Source organism: Microbacterium trichothecenolyticum (genome assembly GCF_041938625.1).
Taxonomy (GTDB): Bacteria; Actinomycetota; Actinomycetes; order Actinomycetales; family Microbacteriaceae; genus Microbacterium; species Microbacterium trichothecenolyticum_D.
Window position 1 is genome coordinate 3,378,679 of sequence record NZ_CP169427.1, and the last position, 18,592, is coordinate 3,397,270.

The window sequence follows — 18,592 nt, forward strand, 5'->3', positions numbered from 1 at the left end:
GTGCGTGCAGGTCGCCCTGCGCTCGGCTGAGCGCTTCGAGTCGGGTCGCGGCGAACGAGGCCGTGCGCGACGCGAGGTGCGGCGAGCTCGAGCCGCTCGCGAGCAGGCTGACCGCGTCAGGCCCCGAGTCCGCGGCGCAGCGCCGCGAGTCCGTACTCGAACGCGCCGTCGACGTCGCCGCCGAGCCGGAAGGCTCCGGCGAGCTCCATGTGGATGAACCCGGTCGCCCATGCCGTCACGAGACGCGCCGCATCGAGGGCGCGCTCCTGGCCGGCGATCGCGGCGGCACTGTCGACGATGGTCATCCCCGCGCGGTCGAGCAGCTCCTGCGGGGCCGCGGCCGCGAACATCAGGCGGAACCCCTCCGGGCGCTCGTGCGCGAGCGCCCGGTACGCGCGGGCGAGATCTTCCAGAGAGCGATCGGATGCCTCGAGCCGCTCTGTCAGGTCACCCACGGTTGCGGCGGCCACGGCCCGGATGAGGGCGTCGCGATCCCGCACGCGCTTGTAGAGCGACGGCGCACGCACACCCACCCGCTGCGCGACGCTCTGCATCGTGAGGCCTGCCGGCCCAGACTCTTCGAGCACGTCGCGCCCGGCGGAGACGATCTCGGCGTACGACGTGCGTTCCGGTGTCGGCATCTGGCGCCTCCTCGATGGCTATTGACAGTAGCCATGATAGCTACGTATCGTAGCCATGCCAAGTTCGGAGACACCGACGGCTCTCGCGAAGGATCCCCCATGAAGCTCGCACCGCACCTGCACCGCATCGGCAACGACATCGTCGCCGCCTACCTCGTCGTCACAGACGACGGCGTCACCGTCGTCGACGCGGGACTCCCCGGTCACTGGAAGGACCTCGTGCGCGAGCTCGAGACACTGGGCCTCACCCCCGCCGCCGTCAAGGGCGTCGTGCTCACCCACGGCGACAGCGACCACATCGGCTTCGCCGAGCGCCTGCGGCGCGCGCACGGCGTGCCCGTCTACGTGCACGAGGCCGATGCCGAGCGCGCCCGGACCGGAGAGAAGCCGAAGGTGTCGACCGGGCCGATGAAGCTCGGGCCGACGCTCGGGTTCTTCACCTACGCACTGCGCAAGCGGGCGTTGCCCACGACCTACGTCTCGGAGGTCGTGGAGGTGCACGACGGCGATGTGCTCGATCTGCCCGGCTCACCCGTGATCGTGGGCATGCCCGGCCACTCGCCCGGCAGCATCGCGGTGCACATCCCGATCGCCGACGCCGTGTTCGTGGGCGACGCGCTCACGACGCGCCACGTGCTCACCGGCCGCGAGGGCATGCAGCCGGCACCCTTCACCGATGACCCCGCCGAAGCCCTGGACTCGCTCGAACGCCTCGCCGGCGTGCAGGCCTCATGGGTGCTCCCCGGTCACGGCGCCCCGTGGAAGGGCTCGCCCGCCGAGGTCGCGGCCGCTGTCCGGGCGGGTGCGGCGTGAGCCCCACCCGCCGGGCAAACGCTGGACTCAGACCGGCCGCGCCGCGGCGAAGAGATTGGCCGGGTCGTGCGCGAGCTTCAGCTGACGCAACCGGGCCCACGCCGACCCGAAGGCCATCGAGCGATCGGCACCGGGCGCGTCCATGAACGTCAGCGCGAGCGCGTCGACGCGCCACGCCATCATGGCGGCGACCCCCGCGCGCACCGCGGCCGTCGCGGCCGGCGCGGCCTCGGGCGTCATCACCATCGCGATGGAGTGCACGAGGTACTCGCCGTCCAGCGACGCGATCGCCCCGCCGGCCTCCGGGCGCCGGTTCACGGCCCCGCCGAGGTGACGCAGCTCCTGCACGAAGATCCCGGGGGTCTGCGCCGCCTCGACGAAGGCGTCCACGGCATGTGCCGGCAGCTCCCCCAGCACCGCGTGCCACGTCACCGACGGCGACGGCTCGGGCGGGTCCATGTGCACGCCGACGAGCGCGGGCGCGGGAATGCGGGCGAACGTGTCGACTTCGGGCTCGAGCGCACGCAGCGGCTCGAGCAGAGCGGATGCCGCGGCATCCGTGTCTTCGATCGCGCCATCGATCACGACCACCGACCGGCCCGACAGGAACGGCGGCAGTTCGGGCATCGGCGGGATGTGGAGGATGCGCAGCGTCGTGGTGGCCGTCTCGGGGGCGGACCGCGTCCATCGCGCCCATGCGTGCGAGACCTCGGAGGCGCGCGACGCATCCCACAGCAGCATGCCGGCGAAGATCTCGGCGAGCGGGAGCAGGTCGATCTCGATCGCGACGACGACGCCGAACGATCCCGAGCCGCCGCGAAGCGCCCAGAACAGGTCGGCGTGCTCGTCCACCGTCGCGCGCACGAGCGAGCCGTCGGCCGTCACGACGTCGATGGCGCGCACCGCGTTGACGGCGAGACCGTGCGCTCGGGCGTAGAACGAGAGCCCGCCGCTGAGCGAATACCCGACGACTGACACGTCGCCGGCGCTGCCGTGCAGGGCGGTGAGACCGTGCGGCGCCGCCGCTTCGAGCACGTCGTTCCAGAGCGAGCCGCCGAGCACGCGCGCCGTCCGCGCCTCGGCGTCGACCGTCACGCCCCGCAGTGCCCGCAGCGACACGAGCACGGTGTGCGCGAGGTCGGCGTCGCTGAGCGCGCCCGCGCCGTGACCGGTCGACTGCGGCGCGATGCGCAGCCCCGAGAGCGTGGCGGCGCGTACGACGTCGACGACGTCCTGCGCGGACTCCGGGATGACGACGGCGAACGGATGCTGCGCCACGGCGAGGTTCCACGGCGTCCGGGCGGCGTCGTATCCCGCGTCGCCACGCAGGAGGGCACGGTCGCCCAGCGCCGCGCGCAGTTCTGCCGCAGCGGCGGCCACGGCGGCGTGGGGCACGTCGATGGCAAGGTCGTTGAGGGACATGGGGTGCCTTTCGGTGAGCGGGTGCGACGGAACGTCGCGACCGACTCCGTCCGCGCGGCCGCGCCATACGCGGCGGCCACCCCACGAAAGAGCGGGCTCAGCCGTCCCAGATACACGGTGGCGCGAATCCGCGCTCAGCTCTCGAAGTCCTCCGGCTCGACGTCGTCGAGGAACCGCTTGAACTCGTCGAGCCGCTCGGCGGCATCGGTCTCGGTGAGCACGTCGGGCACACCTGCCTCGGCGAGCACCGCGTCGGCGACCCAGATCGGCGCGCCGACGCGAGACGCGAGCGCGACGGCGTCGGACGGACGGGCATCGACGATGCGGTCGCCGAGCGCGGTCGACAGCGTGATCTCGGCGTAGAACGTGCCGTCCTCGATACGCGTGACCTCCACCTTCGTCGCCGCCGCGTCGAGTGCGGTCAGGATGAGGCCCATGAGATCGTGCGCGAGCGGTCGCGGCACCTCGGCGTTCTCGACGGCGACCAGGATCGAGGTCGCCTCGAGCTGCCCGATCCAGATCGGGAGCACGAGCCCGTCGCCTGGGATCTGATCGACGGGCTTCAGCAGCAGCACGTGCTGTCCTGACGCGTCGAGGGCCACACCGGCCACGCGGACCTGCACCATTGCGCACCCCCTCGACTCGCGGCATCCGTCGACGCCCTCTTCTCTCGGGCCATCGTAGGCACCGCGCGCACACCCAGAACAGGGGGTGGGCGCATGGTGTCGCCGGGTGCGCTCACACACGCCGGATGAAGTCCCGCAGGAGCAGGTTCACCTTCACGGGGTCACGCGCCTGGGGCAGATGTCCCGAGCCTTCGATGAGGACCAGCTCGCCGCCGGTGAGGTCGGCGACGATCGGGCCCCGCAGCGGGTTCTGGCACTTGTCGAGGGAACCGGTGATGACGAGCACAGGACAGCGCACCGCCTCGCACACGGCCGTCGCCGTATCGACGGCGTTGCCGAGATACGGCGGCGAGTCGTACTCGAGCAGCATCGTGTCGGGCCCGGCGCCGAGCGACCACTCGACGCAGTCCTCGCGCTGCTTGGTGGAGTGCGGCTCGGGGAACATCTCGCCGAAGAAGAACCTCGAGAAGGCGGGCCAGTCCTCCCGCCAGAAATGGCGGTTCTGCTGCTGCCAGCCCTCGTAGCTCTCGCGCGGTGCGTCGAAGTCGAAGGCGATGCGGTGTGGCAGCGGCTCGGTGAGGAGCAGTCCGGGGTTAATCGCGCACACCCCGAGCACCCGCTCCGGGGCCTCGGCGGCCATCATGAGCGCGTGCCCGGCGCCCGTGCACACGCCGACCAGGACTGCCTTCTCGGCGCCCACGGCGTCCAGCACCGCCCACTGGTCGTCCAGGAGAAGTCGGTCGCCCAGATCCTCGGGCGAGTGCGGGCGATCGCTGAGACCGTTGCCGCGAGGGTCGCTCACCACGACGCGGAAGTGACGGGACAGGAATGGGATCTGCGCCTTCCACGCGCGACTGTGCACGATCACGTCGGGCATGAGCAGGTAGACCGTCGGCGAGCCGTCGCCATAGACCTCGTAGTGCACGCGGACGCGGCCGCGGTCCAGCTCGCCCGTCGTCGTCGGCTCGAGCGCGCGCATCAGATCAGCTCCGCGAGCATGGCGGCAGCCCGGGCCGCGCCGTCGGTCTCGACGGTGCGGTATCCGACCGTGCTCGACACTTCCGCCACCAGCGCCTCGGCCAGCACCGCGGGGTCGGCGAGCGCCGCGTAGCGGATGCACCGCCCGGCGCCGTAGCGCTGCAGCCGGTGGCGCACGTGGAAGTTCTGCTCGAAATGGTTCTCGAGTGGCACGTAGAGGAACGGACGGCGTGCGGCGGTCAGCTCCATGCACGTCGTCAGGCCGCCCTGCACGACGGCCACATCGCACGCGGCCAGGGCGAGGTACAGATCCGGGACGAACCCTCGCACCTCCGCGCCCTCGCGCCGCGGAAGCGACGCCGGGTCGATGCGCGGGCCGGTGACCACGAGGAACCGCAGCGACGGGAGCAGCCGGCGCGAGAGGGGCACGGCATCCATCACCCGCCGCAGCAGCGCCTCCCCCACGCCGGATCCGCCGACCGTGACGAGGCACAGCACGTCGTCGGGCCCGTAGCCGAGACGGTCGCGCACCTGCGCGCGCTCCCCGTCGTCGGGGGGCGTGAAGCCGGTGACGTAGCCCGCGAAGTCGTAATGCTCCTCGGTCCACTCGCGGATCCGGGGAAGGCCCGGCCCGAAGCTCTCGTCCACGATGTCGTCCGCATTGCCGACGAAGATCGAGCGGTCGCGCAACCGCCGGTAGCGTGCCCGCTGCTCGAGCATCTCGGCGTTGTAGTCGGCGGTGAGTGCGGCCTCGGCATCGCCGCCGCTCGGCATCGGCAGCCAGCCCACGAAGTCGGTGAGCCACGCGAAGGAGAACCGCTTCAGCTCGGGATTCTCGTGCAAGAAGTAGTCCACGTCCCACGCTTCGTCCCCGATCACCAGGTCGTAGAAGGACTCTTCGACGACGTCGTGGAAGACCATGAAGTTGCTGACGAGGATCTCATCCATCCGGCGGATGGCCTGGAACGCGTGCAGATCGTGGTCTGCCGACTCGTCCTCGATGTGCGCGGACTCGTTGGCGAGCAGCGCGGATGCCGGGTGCACAGCTTCGCCGGCGTCCGCCAGGACCCGGGTCACCGGGTGCTGCGCCAGCCAGTCGATCTCGAGGTCGGGATGCAGCCGGCGCAGCTCCTGCGCGATCGCGACGTCGCGCCGCGCATGGCCGAGTCCGATCGGGGACGACAGGAAGAGGGCCTTGCGAGGGCGACGCTGCGCCCGGACCCAGGTGTGGCGATTCCCCATCGCAGCCATCTCCCTCGTCTCACTCGACAGTGTGCTCCTCGAACCCCTTCGTCGTCAGGGCCTCGCCTCGATGACGCGGTTGAACGGCGTCTCCGCGACGCTGCGGAAGCGCGTGAAGCCCGCGGCAGCGGTGACGTCGCGGATCCGTGCAGGCCCGGCTTGCGTGCCGAGCGCGAGGCCGACGTCCTGCGACAGCGACGACGGCGTGCACAGCAACGTCGAGAAGCCGTAGTATGCCCGGCCGACGGGGTTGAGATTGTCCTCGACCCGATCGCCGGCCATCGGCTCGACGATCATCCACGTGCCGTCGTCGCCGATCGCCTCGCGCACGTGCCGCGCCGCGCCCACGGGATCGCCCATGTCGTGGAGGCAGTCGAACATCGCGACCAGGTCGTATCCGCGGCCGCCGAACTCCTGTGCGGGAGCCACCTCGAAGCGCACGTTCTCGACGCCCGCCTCCGCCGCGCGCGCACGCGCCGTCTCGATCGACTCGGCGTGGTAGTCCGACCCCACGAGCGTGGAGTTCGGGAACGCCTGCGCGAGGAGGATCGTCGAGGCTCCGTGCCCGCATCCGACGTCGGCGACGAGCGCACCGTCCTCCAGCTTCTCGCGGACACCGTCGAGCGCGGGGATCCACGATTCCACGAGATTCGCGTGATAGCTCGGGCGGAAGAACCGCTCGCAGCCGACGTGCACGTCCGTGCCGTGCTGATGCCAGCCGTACCCGGCGCCGCTGCGAGCGGCGTCGACGATGTGCTGCGTGTCGTGAACCGTTCCGAGCGCGATCTGGAAGAACCCGGGAAGGAAAGCGGCGCTCTCGGGATCGGTCATCGCCAGCGCGTGCTCGGCGGGAAGCGTGTAGCGCCGCGTGGCGGGGTCGTACGAGACGTAGCCGCCCGCCGCCTGCGCGTTGAGCCACTCCCGGGCGTAGGGCTCCGCGGTCTGCGTGCGCTCGGCCAGCTGCGCCGGCGTGCTCGGTCCGTGTTCAGACAGATCGCGGTAGTACCCGAGCTTGTCGCCCATGACGACCAGCGCGGCGTTGAGGGTCGCGCCGACCTCATCGACGGCGCGGAACACGAAGCTCATCAGCTTGTCGGTGTCGATGGGGGCCGGTTCGGCGGCCCGGGCGGGTTCGGTGGTGAGAGACATCTGCGGCTCCTTCGTCGGTGATCCGCTGCGGCAGCGGATGCCTCGACGTTAGGAATGCGCCGATCAGCGTCGCATCCGGGAACCCCCCTAGTCTCCGGGCCGGTCGTAGACTCGGGCCATGCTGGCAGGTCGGCAGGCCGAGCAGCAGGAGATCGACAGGCTCGGGGCGGCTGCGCGTCTGGGGACGAGCGGCGTGCTCGCCGTGCGCGGCGAGGCGGGCGTCGGCAAGACCGCACTCCTGGACGACACGGTGGCGCGCCTGGACGGTATGCGGGTGCTGCATGCGACCGGACTGGAGTCCGAGCGCGAGATCCCGTTCGCCGCCTTGCTGCAGCTGCTCCGCCCTGCGCTCGGTTCGCTCGAGGACATCCCACCGGCGCAGGCGGCCGCCATCGCGGCCGCACTGTCGCTGCCTGGCGCCTCCCGGCCGGCGGTCGGGAGCGACAGGTTCACGATCGGCGCGGCCGTCCTGAGTCTGATCTGCCGACTCGCCGAGGACGAGCCGGTCGCCGTCGTGGTGGACGATCTGCACCTCGTCGACGAGCCCTCGTCGCAGGCGCTCGTCTTCGCGGCGCGTCGGCTCGCGGCCGACCCCGTGATCGCGCTGTTCGGCGTCCGCAGCCCGGACGGCGATGATCTCGTGGCGGCTCTGCCGTCGCTCGCGCTCAGCGGCGTGGACCTCGACGCGGCACGGACGATCCTGAGTAACGCGTCGGGCGAGCCGATCCCAGACGAGCGCGTGCGGGTCCTGCACCAGGCCACCGACGGCAATCCGCTCGCGATGCTCGAGCTGCGCGGCGCAGACCTCGACGTCGTCGAGAGCATCGAGACGGGGCTGCCCCTCCGCGTCCCCCGCGCCGTGGTCGACGCCTTCGGCAAGCGTCTCTCCGGATTGGATGACGACTGCCGCGACGCTCTGCTCGTGGCAGCGGTCTGCGGGGCCGACCTCCGGTTCGTCACCGCGGCCTGCGCCGCGTACGGCGTCGACGTCGCAGGCCTGGACGAAGCCGAGGATCTGGGGCTGGTCACTGTTCGCCACGGGCATGTCGCGTTCCGCCATCCCCTGCTGCGCGCGGCCGTGTACTCGGGCGCGTCGGCCGCAGCCCGCCGCGCGGCTCACGCCGCCGCGGCCGGTGCGGCGTCGCCCGGCGATGTCGACCGCAGGGCGTGGCACCTGGCGGAAGCAACCTCGCACCCCGATGCCGCTGTCGCCGGACTTCTCGCCGCAGCGGGCGATCACGCCGGGTCACGTGCCGCCTACTCGGTGGCCTCGGGGGCGTTCGAGCGCTCCGCACGCCTGACCCCCGACCCGGGCGTCCGGGCATCACGACTGCTGCAGGCGGCCGACGCCGCGTGGGCGGCGGGCGACGGCGAGCGCACGATCGCGCTGCTCGACCGGCGCACACGGGAGGCAGGGGCAGACCGCGCCGGAGAGAGGGCCGACGACGACGTCAGGGAGATCGAGCTGCGCTCCTCGGTCGCCGCGCGCACCGGCTCGCTCCGCGAGGCTTTGGGGCTTCTCCTGCGCGCCGCGGATCGCGCAGCGTCGGCGGATGCCGCGACCGTCGCACTCGCGGACGCCGTGCACGCGACCTACTACCTGGGCGACGCCCGCACGGCGTCGCGCCTCGCAGACCGGATCACCGGGCTGCGCCCCGAGGTGGTGACGACGCGCGCCCACGCCCTCGGGCTGATGGCCTGCGGCATGGCCAGGACGCTGTCCGGGAACGGCGGCGCCGATGAGATCCGTGCTGCTGTCCCCCTCCTCGAGACGGATCCGGACCTCAGCCGGGACCCCCGGCGCCTGTCGTGGCTGATGCTTGCCCCGCTGTACCTGCGGGATGCCACGAGCGGAGCGCGGCTGCGCGAACTCGTCGAGGAGGTGCGGGGGGCGACCGGGATCGGCGCGCTGCCGGCGCTCCTCTTCCACGTCGCCGTCGATCAGGCGACGACGACGGCGTCGTGGGTGCGCGCTGAGGCGAACTTCGCCGAGGCGATCCGGCTGGCCGCAGATACCGGGCAGAGGACCGAGCTGGCGATGTCGCTCGCGGGACTCGCGCGACTGGATTCGCGTGCCGGCAGAGCGAGCGAGTGCCGCGCGCACGGCGAGGAGGCCCGCTCGCAGTGCGCCGCGCGGGACATCCACGTCGGCGAGGCGTGGGTGGGTCATGCCCTGGGCGATCTCGAGCTCTCGCTCGGACGCCCCGACGCCGCCACGAAGCTCTTCGCGGACCTCACGAAGCTGCTGGCGCGACTCGGCCTCGACGACGTCGACCTCTCACCCGGACCCGAGTACGCGGACGCGCTCGTCCGCGTGGGACGCCGCGAGGAGGCGATCACTGTCGCGAACTCCTCCCGTTCGCGCGCTGCTGCGAAAGGCCAGCCCTGGGCGCTCGCGCGAGGCGATCGCGCCATGGGGATCGCCGCACCCGACGACGAGTGGGACGGCTGGTTCGACTCTGCGCTCGCCTGGCACGGGCAGACGCTCGACCGCTTCGAACAGGCGCGCACACACCTTGCCTACGGAGAGCGGCTCCGCCGAGCGGGTCGGCGCGTGGACGCGCGCGCCCAGCTTCGCCGGGCTCTCGAGGATTTCTCGGAGCTGGGCGCAACGCTCTGGCGGGATCACGCCGCGACCGAGCTGTCCGCGACCGGCGAGCACGTGCGCGCATCGTCGGGAAGCGCGGTCTCCGACCTCACACCCCAGGAGCTGCAGGTGAGCGTGCTGCTCGCGGACGGCCGCACGACGCGCGAGGCCGCCGCCGCCCTGTTCCTCAGCCCCAAGACCGTCGAGTACCACCTGCGGAAGGTCTACATGAAGCTCGGCATAGGCTCGCGTGCGGAACTCGCCGACGCGCTCGCCGGGGCGTCCGAGTCACGCGACTGAGGTGTGCGCTCAGACGCCGGGCGGCGTCCACTCCGAGACGCGCATGACCCGGCGTGGTGCTCAGCCGTGCGGGAGTGCATTCACCGGAATGGATGCTGCGGGCGTACGGTTGCAGTCGACATGCAGCGATTCGGCACCCTCTCCTTCGGACACTACGGACCGCTCGGCGGTGGGCGGCAGCTGAGCGCAGCCGACTCGATGCTGCAGGCGATCGACCTCGCCCAGGGCATGGACGAACTCGGCGTCAACGGCGCGTACTTCCGCGTGCACCACTTCGCGCGCCAGCAGTCCTCCCCGATGCCGCTGCTCGCCGCGATCGCCGCGCGGACCGAGAACATCGAGGTCGGCACCGGCGTCATCGACATGCGCTACGAGAATCCTCTCTACCTCGCCGAGGAGGCAGCATCCGTCGATCTGATCTCGGGCGGCAGGCTCGCCCTCGGTGTCAGCCGTGGCTCACCCGAGACCGTCGTGCGCGGCTTCGAGGCGTTCGGCTACACCGGCTCGGATGACCCCCGCGGGGCCGACATCGCGCGCGAGCATTTCGATCTCTTCCTGCGGGCGATCGACGGTGAGGGACTCGCGGAACGGGATGCCTCGTCCCCGTTCGGCACCGGCGCCACCGGGTTGCAGCGCATCGAGCCGCACTCCCCCGGCCTGCGCTCGCGCGTATGGTGGGGCGCCGGCAACCGCGACTCCGCCGAATGGGCGGGACGCATGGGCGTGAACCTGATGTCGTCGACCCTGCTGACCGAGGCGGACGGGACGCCCTTCGATCTGCTGCAGGCCCAGCAGATCGACGCGTTCCGTGCCGCGTGGCGCGAGGCGGGGCACCCCGGCGAGCCGCGGGTGTCGGTGAGTCGCTCGATCTTCCCAATCACGACCGCCGAGGAGCGGATGTACTTCGGCGGACGCCAGGACGGCGACCAGATCGGCGTGATCGACGGCATCCGCTCCACCTTCGGGAAGACGTACGCGGCGGAGCCCGACGAACTCGTCGAGCAGCTCAAGGAGGACGCGGCGATCGCGTCGGCGGACACGCTGATGCTCACGATCCCGAGCCAGCTCGGCGTGGAGTTCAACCTGCGGGTGGTCGAGTCGTTCACCTCGTTCGTCGCGCCGGAGCTCGGCTGGAAGTCCACGCGCGCCTGACCCTGGTCCCTCCGCTACGCAGGCGCCTTCGGCGGGTCTCCGCGGTCGCGCGAGCAGGTTCTTGACCGGTCGGTCAGTCAGGCGTACCGTTCGAATCGACCCCCGATCGGGAGCCATCAGATCTCGGAAGGAGGAGATCCGAATGAAGAAGTGGACTCGCTGGGAGGACTGGGTCGCTGTCGGTGTCGGCCTCGTCGCCGCGGTGTGCGCGTTCGCCTTGCCGCAGATGGGCGCCTCGATGACCTGGATGGTGATCGTCGGTGTCCTGCTGATCGCCGCGGGCGTCGCGAACCTCGCGATGCCGGGGATGGTGGCGATGGAGTACGTCCAGCTGGCGCTGGGCGCGCTGCTGTTCGTCGCTCCGTGGCTCGGCGGCTACGCGGACATGCAATCCGGCGCTGCCTGGGTCAGCTGGATCGGCGGAGCGGTCGCGGTGATCGTCGCGGCGCTCGCCGTGAGACCTGCCATGCACATGCACGATCAGACCCTCCCGCACTGATTCGCGAGCCGAGACGGGGGCGCCGGATCAGACCGACGCCCCCGCCGCTTTTCTCCAGGACCCGACATGACCCGCAATCGCGAGAGCCGCACGCTCATCCTCGATGCCGCCGAACGCCTCTTCGCGGAGCGCGGCTTCGACGCGACGCCGACGATGGCGATCGCCGACCTCGCAGGTGTGCCGAAGGGCCTGCTCTTCTACTACTTCCCCACCAAGACCGATCTGCTGCGCGCGCTGGTGGGTGAGCGCCTGGACCTCGATCCCATCGACACATCCGGGTTGATCGCGCGCGGCGATCCTGCCCAGACGCTGCTGAACGTGACCGGCCGGCTGCGCGCGCTGCAGGCGGAGTCGGCGGTGCGGCGCGTCATCGTGTGGCGCGAGCAGCGCACGCACCCCGAGGTGCGCGAGAAGCTGCACGACTACCGCGCACAACTGCAGGCCACGGTCGAACGCGTGCTCGGCGCGAGCATCCTCCACCCGATCGCAGCGCGCCGGGTGCGCACCGCGGCCGCGGCCTGGGTCGCGATCATCACTACGCCGGCGCTCCTCGACCACGTCGGTGGCGATGAGCCCGCCCGCGCGGGCACCGAAGACGTGGTGGCGGAACCCACCGACTCGGCAGACCTGCCTGCCCTCGCGGACCTGATCTCGGCGGGCCTGCGCGAACCGGCTGCCTGAGCGAGCGCGGCAGCAGCCGATCACCGCGATGCCGATGATCCCACCGGCGATCTTCGTCGGTGACATCGCGGGATAGAGTATCCAGACCGCCGCGCACTCGCCTGCGCACGACGCGGGCACTCGCCTGCGCACGCGATCAGGGGAGGATCCTTGGGCGAGCTGCTGACGCTCGCGTCACGCGACGTCGGCGACGTCGAGGAGACGTGGCGACGATTCGTGCCGTCGGCCTCATTGCAGAAGGTCGATCCCCGCACGTTCGGGTTCTCGTGGACGTCCGCGGCGATGTCCGGCTTCTCCGTCGTCTCCTACCGGCTGGCCGCGACGGTGCAGTCCGCCATCGAACCCGACGACCAGCTGATGGCCTGCCGGGTCGCGTCGCGCGGCGCCTGGGTGGGGACGCCCCGCGGCGACCTGAACGCCGGCCTGCCATGGCTGGCGTTGGACGGACCGACGTCCGCGCGCTGGGAGCAGCAGGCCGACGTCCGCGCCTTCGTGTTCGACCGTACGGCGGCACAGGACGAGGCCCGTCGCATGACCGGCGACGACCGGTTCTCACTCCGGTCGGCGGCCGTCCGGTCGTCTCCGGTCCACCGCGACCAGGCTGCGCACTGGGAGCGCGTCTTCCAGCACGTCGCCGGCACTCTCTTTGCTCCCGGACCCGGGTCCGCGATCATCGAGGCGGAGTTGCGCCGGCACGCGCTGCACACCACGCTCGCCGCCTTCTCCCCGGCCTTCGTGGCCGCCCTCGAGCGATCGGCGCAGCGCACCGCGGCGCCCAGGACCGTGCGCCGCGCGATCGCGTACATGGAACGGCACGCGCACGAGGCGGTCACGATCGACGACGTCGCACGCGCCGCCGACATCTCCCCCCGTGGGCTGCAGTACGCATTCCGGCGTGCACTCGACCAGACGCCCACGGAGTACCTGCGACAGCAGCGGCTCGCCGGAGCGCACGCCGAACTGCAGCAGGGCACGGGCGCCACCGTCTCCGAGATCTCACAGCGGTGGGGGTTCGCCAGCGCGTCCCGATTCGCGCGCCACTACCGCGAAGCGTACGGGCGGTCGCCGAGCCGCACCCGCCGCGGCGACTGAGCCGTTCGTTTCCGGTGCGGTGCGTGCGCGGAGCGATCCGCGATGCTCGGCTGAACGCGATGCGCACCGAGCCCTGTCTCCCTGGCGACCCGCGCGGGTAGACTCCGGCCTGTCGAGGCGATGGAGGCGACGCGGATGGACAGCACGGATCTGGCCGATCTGATCGATGACCTGACGGCGAAGGCCCGCGATGCGTCGAGCGGCCGCGCCGCGCGCACCATCCGCGGCGGGCATGAGCACGCCCTGCGCGAGACCGTCATCGCGCTGCGGGCCGGGCATGAGCTCGCCGAGCACGAGAGCCCGCACGAGGCCACACTGCAGGTGCTGCGTGGGCGCGTGCGGCTCATCGCCGGCGACGACGCGTGGGACGGGGCATCCGGCGACCACCTCACGGTCCCGCCGCAGCGCCACAGCCTCGCCGCCCTCGAAGACTCCGTCGTTCTGCTGACGGTCTCGAACCGCGTGCCCTGACCCTGCGGCGATCGCTCGATCCGGCAGGCTCGGGCACGTTCAGGCGAGTCCCGTGACCGATACGCCGAGCCAGTCGGCGAGTTCGGCGATCTCGGCGCGGACCATCTCGGACTCCTCGGGCTCGAACGGCACGAACTCGTGCAGGGCGTTGACCCGGAGGACCTCGCGGTCGCGGTCGACCTCGGCATCCAGCATCCCGACGAAGCGGTCGCCCACGAGGATCGGGTGCGCGAAGAAGCCGTACCGCCGCTGCGCCTTCGGCTTGAACTGCTCGAGCACGTAGGTGAACTCGAACACCTCCTCAAGGCGCTTGCGGTCGAAGAGCAGGCTGTCGTACGGGTTCAGGAAAGCCACGCGACCGCCGGCGTCCTCCTCGTCGAGGGCGGCCAGCGCCTCGGGATCGACGCGATACTTCGTGGTGCTCCCCTCGACGACCGCGGGTTCGCCGGTGTCTTTCGCCACACCGCTCCAGTACCAGTGCGGCTTCGTGAGGCCGGCGGACTGGAGGCGCCGAGCCGCGAGGAGCGCGGCGGCCTCATCGCCGGCGTACTGGGGCAGGTCCTGCGGGTACACGCGCTCGGCGAGATCCCATCGGCGGTGCCGACCCTCGCGACCGGCGACGGCGACGTCGCCCTGTCGCATCAGGAAGTCCAGCATGTGGGGCACCTGGTTGGTGCCCGACCACCCATCAGGGGCGCGGCTCACCTGCGCGGTGTCGGGGATGTCGCTCGCGAGCAACGGTCCCTCTGCGCGCAGCCGCGCGAGCACGTCGGCACGGAAGCCGGCGTTCGCCTCGAGCCACTGCCGGCTGCTCTCGCGCTGCGGCCATCGGCGCATGGCGGGCAGCATCAGCGGCAGCAGGCTCATCGGCCGGAACGCGCCGTCGAACTCGAAGAGCAGCCGGTCGTCCTCGACGACCTTGCGCAACTGGCCGGGCTCGTAGGACCAGCCGATCCGCGACCACAGCACAGTGTGCTCGCATGGCGCGATCGTCGCGGTCGGGTCGATCTTGATGTAGCCGAGCTGCTCGGCGACCTCGACGACGTCGCCCGGCCGCTCCGCGTCGAGGAGTTGCGCGCGCACCACGATGCGCCGCGCCTCGTCGCGCGTGAGCCGATGCGCCGTCACGCCGGGTCCGCGGACTCGGCGAAGCCTCCGGGGAGCACCCGATACCGCACGTGCGTGACCAGCGACGTCGACCGGCCCGAGATCTGCTCGAGCCGGACCGGACCGATCCCGTCGAGCAGGCGCAGCCCGGTGCCGACGATGCTCGGCGAGATCTGCAGCATCAGCTCGTCGATCAGGCCCGCTGCCAGAAAGGAGTTCGTGGTCGACACGCCCCCGGCCACATGGACGTCGCGCGTGCCGGCTGCCTCGCGCGCCCGATCGAGGGCCGCGTGGATGCCATCGGTCACGAAGTGGAAGATGGTTCCGCCCTCCATCTCGACGGACTCCCGAGGGTAATGGGTGAGGACGAAGACCGGGGCGTGATACGGCGGGTTCGGCCCCCACCACCCCCGCCAGTCGCGGTCCCATTCGCCCCGCACCGGGCCGAACATGTTGCGGCCCATGATGAACGCGCCGGCGTCGACGATCGCGTCGATCTCGGCGCGGTTCTCGTCGGGCGTTTCGAACATCCAGCGGTGCAGCGCGTTCTCGGGCACTTCGCCGAACGGGCGCTCCTCGGTCTGAGCGACTCCGGCGCCGATCCCGTCGAGGGAGAGCGACATCGTGGCGACGACGGCGGGCATGCGAACCTCCGGATGGGACGTCAGCGTCAGGGTCGCCCCCACGCTAGCCCGATGCGCAGACAGCCCGACAGCCCCTTCTCGCCCCCGGTGGGCGGTCAGGCCCGCGTCGCGATGGCCTTCTCGATGACGCGAGCGGATGCTGCGGCCCCGTCCTCGTTCGCAAAGGCGGCGCGCACGCGCTCGGCCGCGGCCCGCATCCCCTCGTCCGCCAGCAGCCGCCGGACGGCGTCCGCGAGCGCGGGCGTGCCCGCTTGCTTCGGCGTCAGCGCAAGCGCGTTGCCCTGCCTGACGCACTGGTCGACGTTCCAGACCTGCTCGGGCTGGAGCCCCATGCCCACGAACGGGATGCCGGCAGCGCAGGCCGTCTGCACCGTTCCCTGCCCGCCGTGGAGCACCGCCGCGTCGACGAGCCCTCCGAGGCGGTGCGCCGGCAGGAGCCCCGTCTCGTGGACGTTCGGAGGCAGAGCGTCGTCGTCCCGCAGATAGTGCTGCACCGGCGCGATCACGTTCACGGGAAGCGTGCCGAGCTGCGATACGGCCGCGAGCACCATCTCCCGGTTCGCCGACGAGCCGAGCCCGAGGTAGACGAGCGGCTCGGGGCGCTCCGCGAGCTCGGCCACGATGGGCGGCATCGGCGCGTCGATGTGGGCGAAGATCGGCCCGACCCGCTGGTAGGCGGTGGGGAGCGTGTAGCCCTCGAGCTCCCACGGCATCACCGTGAGGAGGTTGTGGTCGGCCTCGAGCAGCGACACCACCGTTCTGAGCGGCGGAACGCCGTTCGCCTTCGCGACCCGGCCGAACGCGCGGGGTGCGAGCGGCAGGCGGTTGTAGGCCAGGCGCAGCAGGCTGGTCGCCACCCGGTCGAGCGCGTGGGCGACGCGACCGCTCCCCCGCACCATCCCCAGCCGCGCGGTCTGCGCCACCTGAGGGCGGGTGAGCGCGAACGGCACCGCGTAGAACAACGGAACCCTCTCCGCCCGCGCCGAGATCATCGACGTCACGTTCGAGCCGATCACGACGGCCGCAGCATCCATCTCCCGGATCAGGGCGCGCTCGGCGTCGACCCGGGCGGAGACCAGGGCGTCGGTGAGGGGGCTGTGCAGCGTCTTGCCCTGGTCGAACTTCATCAGCTGCTCGCGCTGCGCAGCGCTCATCGAAGGCTCGGTCGAGCGGTAGTCGAACCCGGCGTCGGTGATGAGATCCACGAAGTCCGGCTCGTACCCCATGAACACCGGTCGATGCGCCGGATCGAGGGCGCGCGCCACCTCGATCATGCGCGTCACCTCGGCGAGGTTGAATGTCACAGGGCAGAAGAGCACGGTCGCCATGCCGTCATCCTGGCAGGCGGGTCGGACCGCGCGCGCGTCAGCGCTCGACGATGTCGCCGGCGTGGACGCCGATCCATGCCATCAACGGCATCATGCGCTCCATCAGCTCGTCACCGAGCGGCGTCAGGGAGTACTCGACCCGCGGCGGCACCTCGGGGTACGCCGTGCGGGCGACGAAGCCGTCCTTCTCGAGCGTGCGCAGGGTCGATGCGAGCATCTTCTCGCTGATGCCCTCGACGGTGCGGCGCAGTTCGCCCCACCGGATCGTGCCCTCGGTGAGCGCGATGAGCACCAGCACGCCCCACTTGCTCATGACGTGGTCGAGGACCACCCGCGTCGGGCAGGCCTCGTCGAAGACGCCGGGAATCTCTGCCCGGATTTCCGCAATACTCACCATCACGTGTGTACCTTACTTCAAAGTGGGTACCCTCCGGCTGGAATGTATGCAGACGCCGAGCACGTTGGCGTCCGGTGAGTGCGCGCCGCGCCTCCCCACCGAAAGGACCCCCATGACCATCCTCGTGACCGCCGCCGGCGGACAGCTCGGCCACCTCGTCATCGACGCCCTCCTCGACCGCGGCGTCGCCCCGCGCGACATCGTCGCCGGCGCGCGCACGACCGCGAAGGTCGCGGATCTCGTGGAGCGCGGCATCCGTGTCGTCCCGCTCGACTACAACGAGCCCGCGTCCGTCGCCGCCGCGCTCGAGGGCATCGACACCGTGCTTCTCATCTCGGGGTCCGAGCCCGGCCGCCGTTACGAGGGCCACGTGAACGTCATCGAGGCGGCGAAGGAGGCCGGCATCGCGAAGGTGGTCTACACGAGCCTCGCGCACGCCGACTCGGTCGACTTCGTGCTCGCGCCCGAGCACAAGGCGACCGAGGAGTACCTGGCCGCCAGCGGCGTCCCCGCGGTGGTGCTGCGCAACAACTGGTACACCGAGAACTACACGCCCGACGTGCTGCGTGCCGCCGAGACCGGCGTGATCGCTGCTTCGGTCGACGACGCCACCGTTGCCGCCGCGAGCCGCGCCGACTACGCCGAGGCCGCGGCCGTCGTGCTCACCGAGGACGGCCACGTGGGCCGCACGTACGAGCTGTCGGGCGACACCACCGTGTCGTACGCCGACCTCGCGGCGGCGGCCGCTGAGGTGCTCGGCCGCGAGGTCGCCTATGTGCCGGTCTCTCGCGAGCAGCTCGAGGCGGCCCTCGCCGAGGCAGGGCTCGATGCCGGCACCGTCGGCTTCGTCGCCGAGATGGAGGCCGGGATCGCTCGCGGCGTGCTCGCCGACGCCGACCCGACGCTCGCGCGCCTGCTGGGCCGCCGGACCACGCCCGTCGTCGATGGCCTTCGCGCCGCCGTGGAGGCGTCGCGGGTCAACGCCTGACCGCATGAAGGACAGAGGGGGACGGATGCTGCGAGCCGCAGCATCCGTCCCGCTCCCGCCTCTGAGCCCTACTGCCGGGTCGCGCGGTCGATCGACATGACGAGGACCACGCGGTCTTCCTTGTCGCGCGGCGGCGTGGAGCTCGGGTTGCCGTAGCGGTTCTGCAGCCGCACGTAGAAGGCGCCCTCGGGATCCGGGACGACGTCGACGAGCTTGCCCGCGACCTCGAGATAGCGGAACGGCGAGTCGGGGTCGAGGATCGACAGCGACATCGACGGGTTGTGCTGCAGGTTGCGATACTTCTGCCGGTAGTTCGTGTGGGTGAACCGGACGTGCTCGCCGTCGAACTCGAACCACATCGGGTTGACCTGCACGGTGTCATTCGGCCGGATGGTCCCGAGGTGCGCGTACACCGGGAGATCGAGCAGATGGCGGCGGTCAGCGGGGACGATGTCGTCGACGTGAGGCATGGCTC

General features: G+C 71.3%; 19 protein-coding genes. 8 read left to right on the forward strand and 11 right to left on the reverse strand.

Annotated features, from left to right (window positions below; all coding sequences use genetic code 11):
* Positions 1–116: 116 nt before the first annotated feature.
* Positions 117–641, reverse strand: a complete 525-nt coding sequence (locus ACEYYH_RS15680; RefSeq protein WP_374975254.1) for a TetR/AcrR family transcriptional regulator — start codon at positions 639–641, stop codon at positions 117–119.
* 99 nt (positions 642–740) lie between these two features.
* Here ACEYYH_RS15680 and ACEYYH_RS15685 point away from each other — a divergent pair, with 99 nt between their 5' ends.
* On the forward strand, positions 741–1,454 hold the full coding sequence (locus ACEYYH_RS15685; protein WP_374975255.1) for an MBL fold metallo-hydrolase: 714 nt from the start codon (positions 741–743) through the stop codon (positions 1,452–1,454).
* A 27-nt stretch (positions 1,455–1,481) separates the two neighbouring features.
* Here the strand turns inward: ACEYYH_RS15685 and ACEYYH_RS15690 are convergent, their stop codons facing one another.
* From ACEYYH_RS15690 to ACEYYH_RS15710, 5 genes are all read right to left on the reverse strand, one after another.
* Complete coding sequence (locus ACEYYH_RS15690) at positions 1,482–2,876, reverse strand: FAD-binding oxidoreductase (RefSeq protein ID WP_374975256.1); 1,395 nt, start codon at positions 2,874–2,876, stop codon at positions 1,482–1,484.
* 134 nt (positions 2,877–3,010) lie between these two features.
* Positions 3,011–3,502 (reverse strand): bifunctional nuclease family protein, encoded by a 492-nt coding sequence (locus ACEYYH_RS15695; protein ID WP_374975257.1) that lies wholly within the window; start codon positions 3,500–3,502, stop codon positions 3,011–3,013.
* Positions 3,503–3,614: 112 nt separating this feature from the next.
* Positions 3,615–4,481: an alpha/beta fold hydrolase gene (locus ACEYYH_RS15700; RefSeq protein ID WP_374975258.1), complete on the reverse strand. Its 867-nt coding sequence runs from the start codon at positions 4,479–4,481 to the stop codon at positions 3,615–3,617.
* A complete protein-coding gene (locus ACEYYH_RS15705; protein WP_374975259.1) occupies positions 4,481–5,722 on the reverse strand; it encodes a glycosyltransferase in 1,242 nt (413 codons plus the stop codon). The genes ACEYYH_RS15700 and ACEYYH_RS15705 overlap by 1 nt, the downstream gene beginning before the upstream one ends.
* A 54-nt stretch (positions 5,723–5,776) precedes the next feature.
* Positions 5,777–6,871: a class I SAM-dependent methyltransferase gene (locus ACEYYH_RS15710; protein WP_374975260.1), complete on the reverse strand. Its 1,095-nt coding sequence runs from the start codon at positions 6,869–6,871 to the stop codon at positions 5,777–5,779.
* Positions 6,872–6,989: 118 nt separating this feature from the next.
* Here ACEYYH_RS15710 and ACEYYH_RS15715 point away from each other — a divergent pair, with 118 nt between their 5' ends.
* The 6 genes from ACEYYH_RS15715 (at position 6,990) to ACEYYH_RS15740 (ending at position 13,653) form a co-directional block, all read left to right on the forward strand.
* Positions 6,990–9,758, forward strand: a complete 2,769-nt coding sequence (locus ACEYYH_RS15715; protein ID WP_374975261.1) for an AAA family ATPase — start codon at positions 6,990–6,992, stop codon at positions 9,756–9,758.
* A gap of 120 nt (positions 9,759–9,878) precedes the next feature.
* Complete coding sequence (locus ACEYYH_RS15720) at positions 9,879–10,910, forward strand: LLM class flavin-dependent oxidoreductase (RefSeq protein WP_374975262.1); 1,032 nt, start codon at positions 9,879–9,881, stop codon at positions 10,908–10,910.
* 142 nt (positions 10,911–11,052) lie between these two features.
* Positions 11,053–11,409 carry an SPW repeat protein gene (locus ACEYYH_RS15725; protein ID WP_116196055.1) on the forward strand — a complete coding sequence of 119 codons (357 nt, stop codon included), beginning with the start codon at positions 11,053–11,055 and terminating at the stop codon, positions 11,407–11,409.
* Between the two features lie 66 nt (positions 11,410–11,475).
* Positions 11,476–12,090 carry a TetR/AcrR family transcriptional regulator gene (locus ACEYYH_RS15730; RefSeq protein WP_374975263.1) on the forward strand — a complete coding sequence of 205 codons (615 nt, stop codon included), beginning with the start codon at positions 11,476–11,478 and terminating at the stop codon, positions 12,088–12,090.
* Positions 12,091–12,240: 150 nt separating this feature from the next.
* Positions 12,241–13,182, forward strand: coding sequence for a helix-turn-helix domain-containing protein (locus ACEYYH_RS15735; RefSeq protein WP_374975264.1), 942 nt, complete (start codon positions 12,241–12,243; stop codon positions 13,180–13,182).
* Positions 13,183–13,317: 135 nt separating this feature from the next.
* Entirely contained in the window at positions 13,318–13,653 is a 336-nt protein-coding gene (locus ACEYYH_RS15740) for a cupin domain-containing protein (protein ID WP_116196053.1), read from the forward strand.
* A 39-nt stretch (positions 13,654–13,692) separates the two neighbouring features.
* On the opposite strand, the gene ACEYYH_RS15745 is transcribed toward ACEYYH_RS15740, so the two are convergent.
* From ACEYYH_RS15745 to ACEYYH_RS15760, 4 genes are all read right to left on the reverse strand, one after another.
* Complete coding sequence (locus tag ACEYYH_RS15745; protein WP_374975265.1) at positions 13,693–14,781, reverse strand: DNA glycosylase AlkZ-like family protein; 1,089 nt, start codon at positions 14,779–14,781, stop codon at positions 13,693–13,695.
* A complete protein-coding gene (locus ACEYYH_RS15750) occupies positions 14,778–15,404 on the reverse strand; it encodes a dihydrofolate reductase family protein (RefSeq protein WP_374975266.1) in 627 nt (208 codons plus the stop codon). The genes ACEYYH_RS15745 and ACEYYH_RS15750 overlap by 4 nt, the downstream gene beginning before the upstream one ends.
* 95 nt (positions 15,405–15,499) lie before the next feature.
* Positions 15,500–16,732, reverse strand: coding sequence for a glycosyltransferase (locus ACEYYH_RS15755; protein ID WP_374975267.1), 1,233 nt, complete (start codon positions 16,730–16,732; stop codon positions 15,500–15,502).
* 37 nt (positions 16,733–16,769) lie between these two features.
* Entirely contained in the window at positions 16,770–17,129 is a 360-nt protein-coding gene (locus tag ACEYYH_RS15760) for a winged helix-turn-helix transcriptional regulator (protein WP_374978243.1), read from the reverse strand.
* Between the two features lie 112 nt (positions 17,130–17,241).
* On the opposite strand from ACEYYH_RS15760, the gene ACEYYH_RS15765 reads away from it, so the two are divergent.
* Positions 17,242–18,117, forward strand: coding sequence for an SDR family oxidoreductase (locus ACEYYH_RS15765; protein WP_374975268.1), 876 nt, complete (start codon positions 17,242–17,244; stop codon positions 18,115–18,117).
* A 68-nt stretch (positions 18,118–18,185) separates the two neighbouring features.
* Here ACEYYH_RS15765 and ACEYYH_RS15770 read toward each other — a convergent pair whose 3' ends face one another.
* Positions 18,186–18,587, reverse strand: coding sequence for a PPOX class F420-dependent oxidoreductase (locus tag ACEYYH_RS15770; RefSeq protein ID WP_374975269.1), 402 nt, complete (start codon positions 18,585–18,587; stop codon positions 18,186–18,188).
* Positions 18,588–18,592 lie beyond the last annotated feature (5 nt).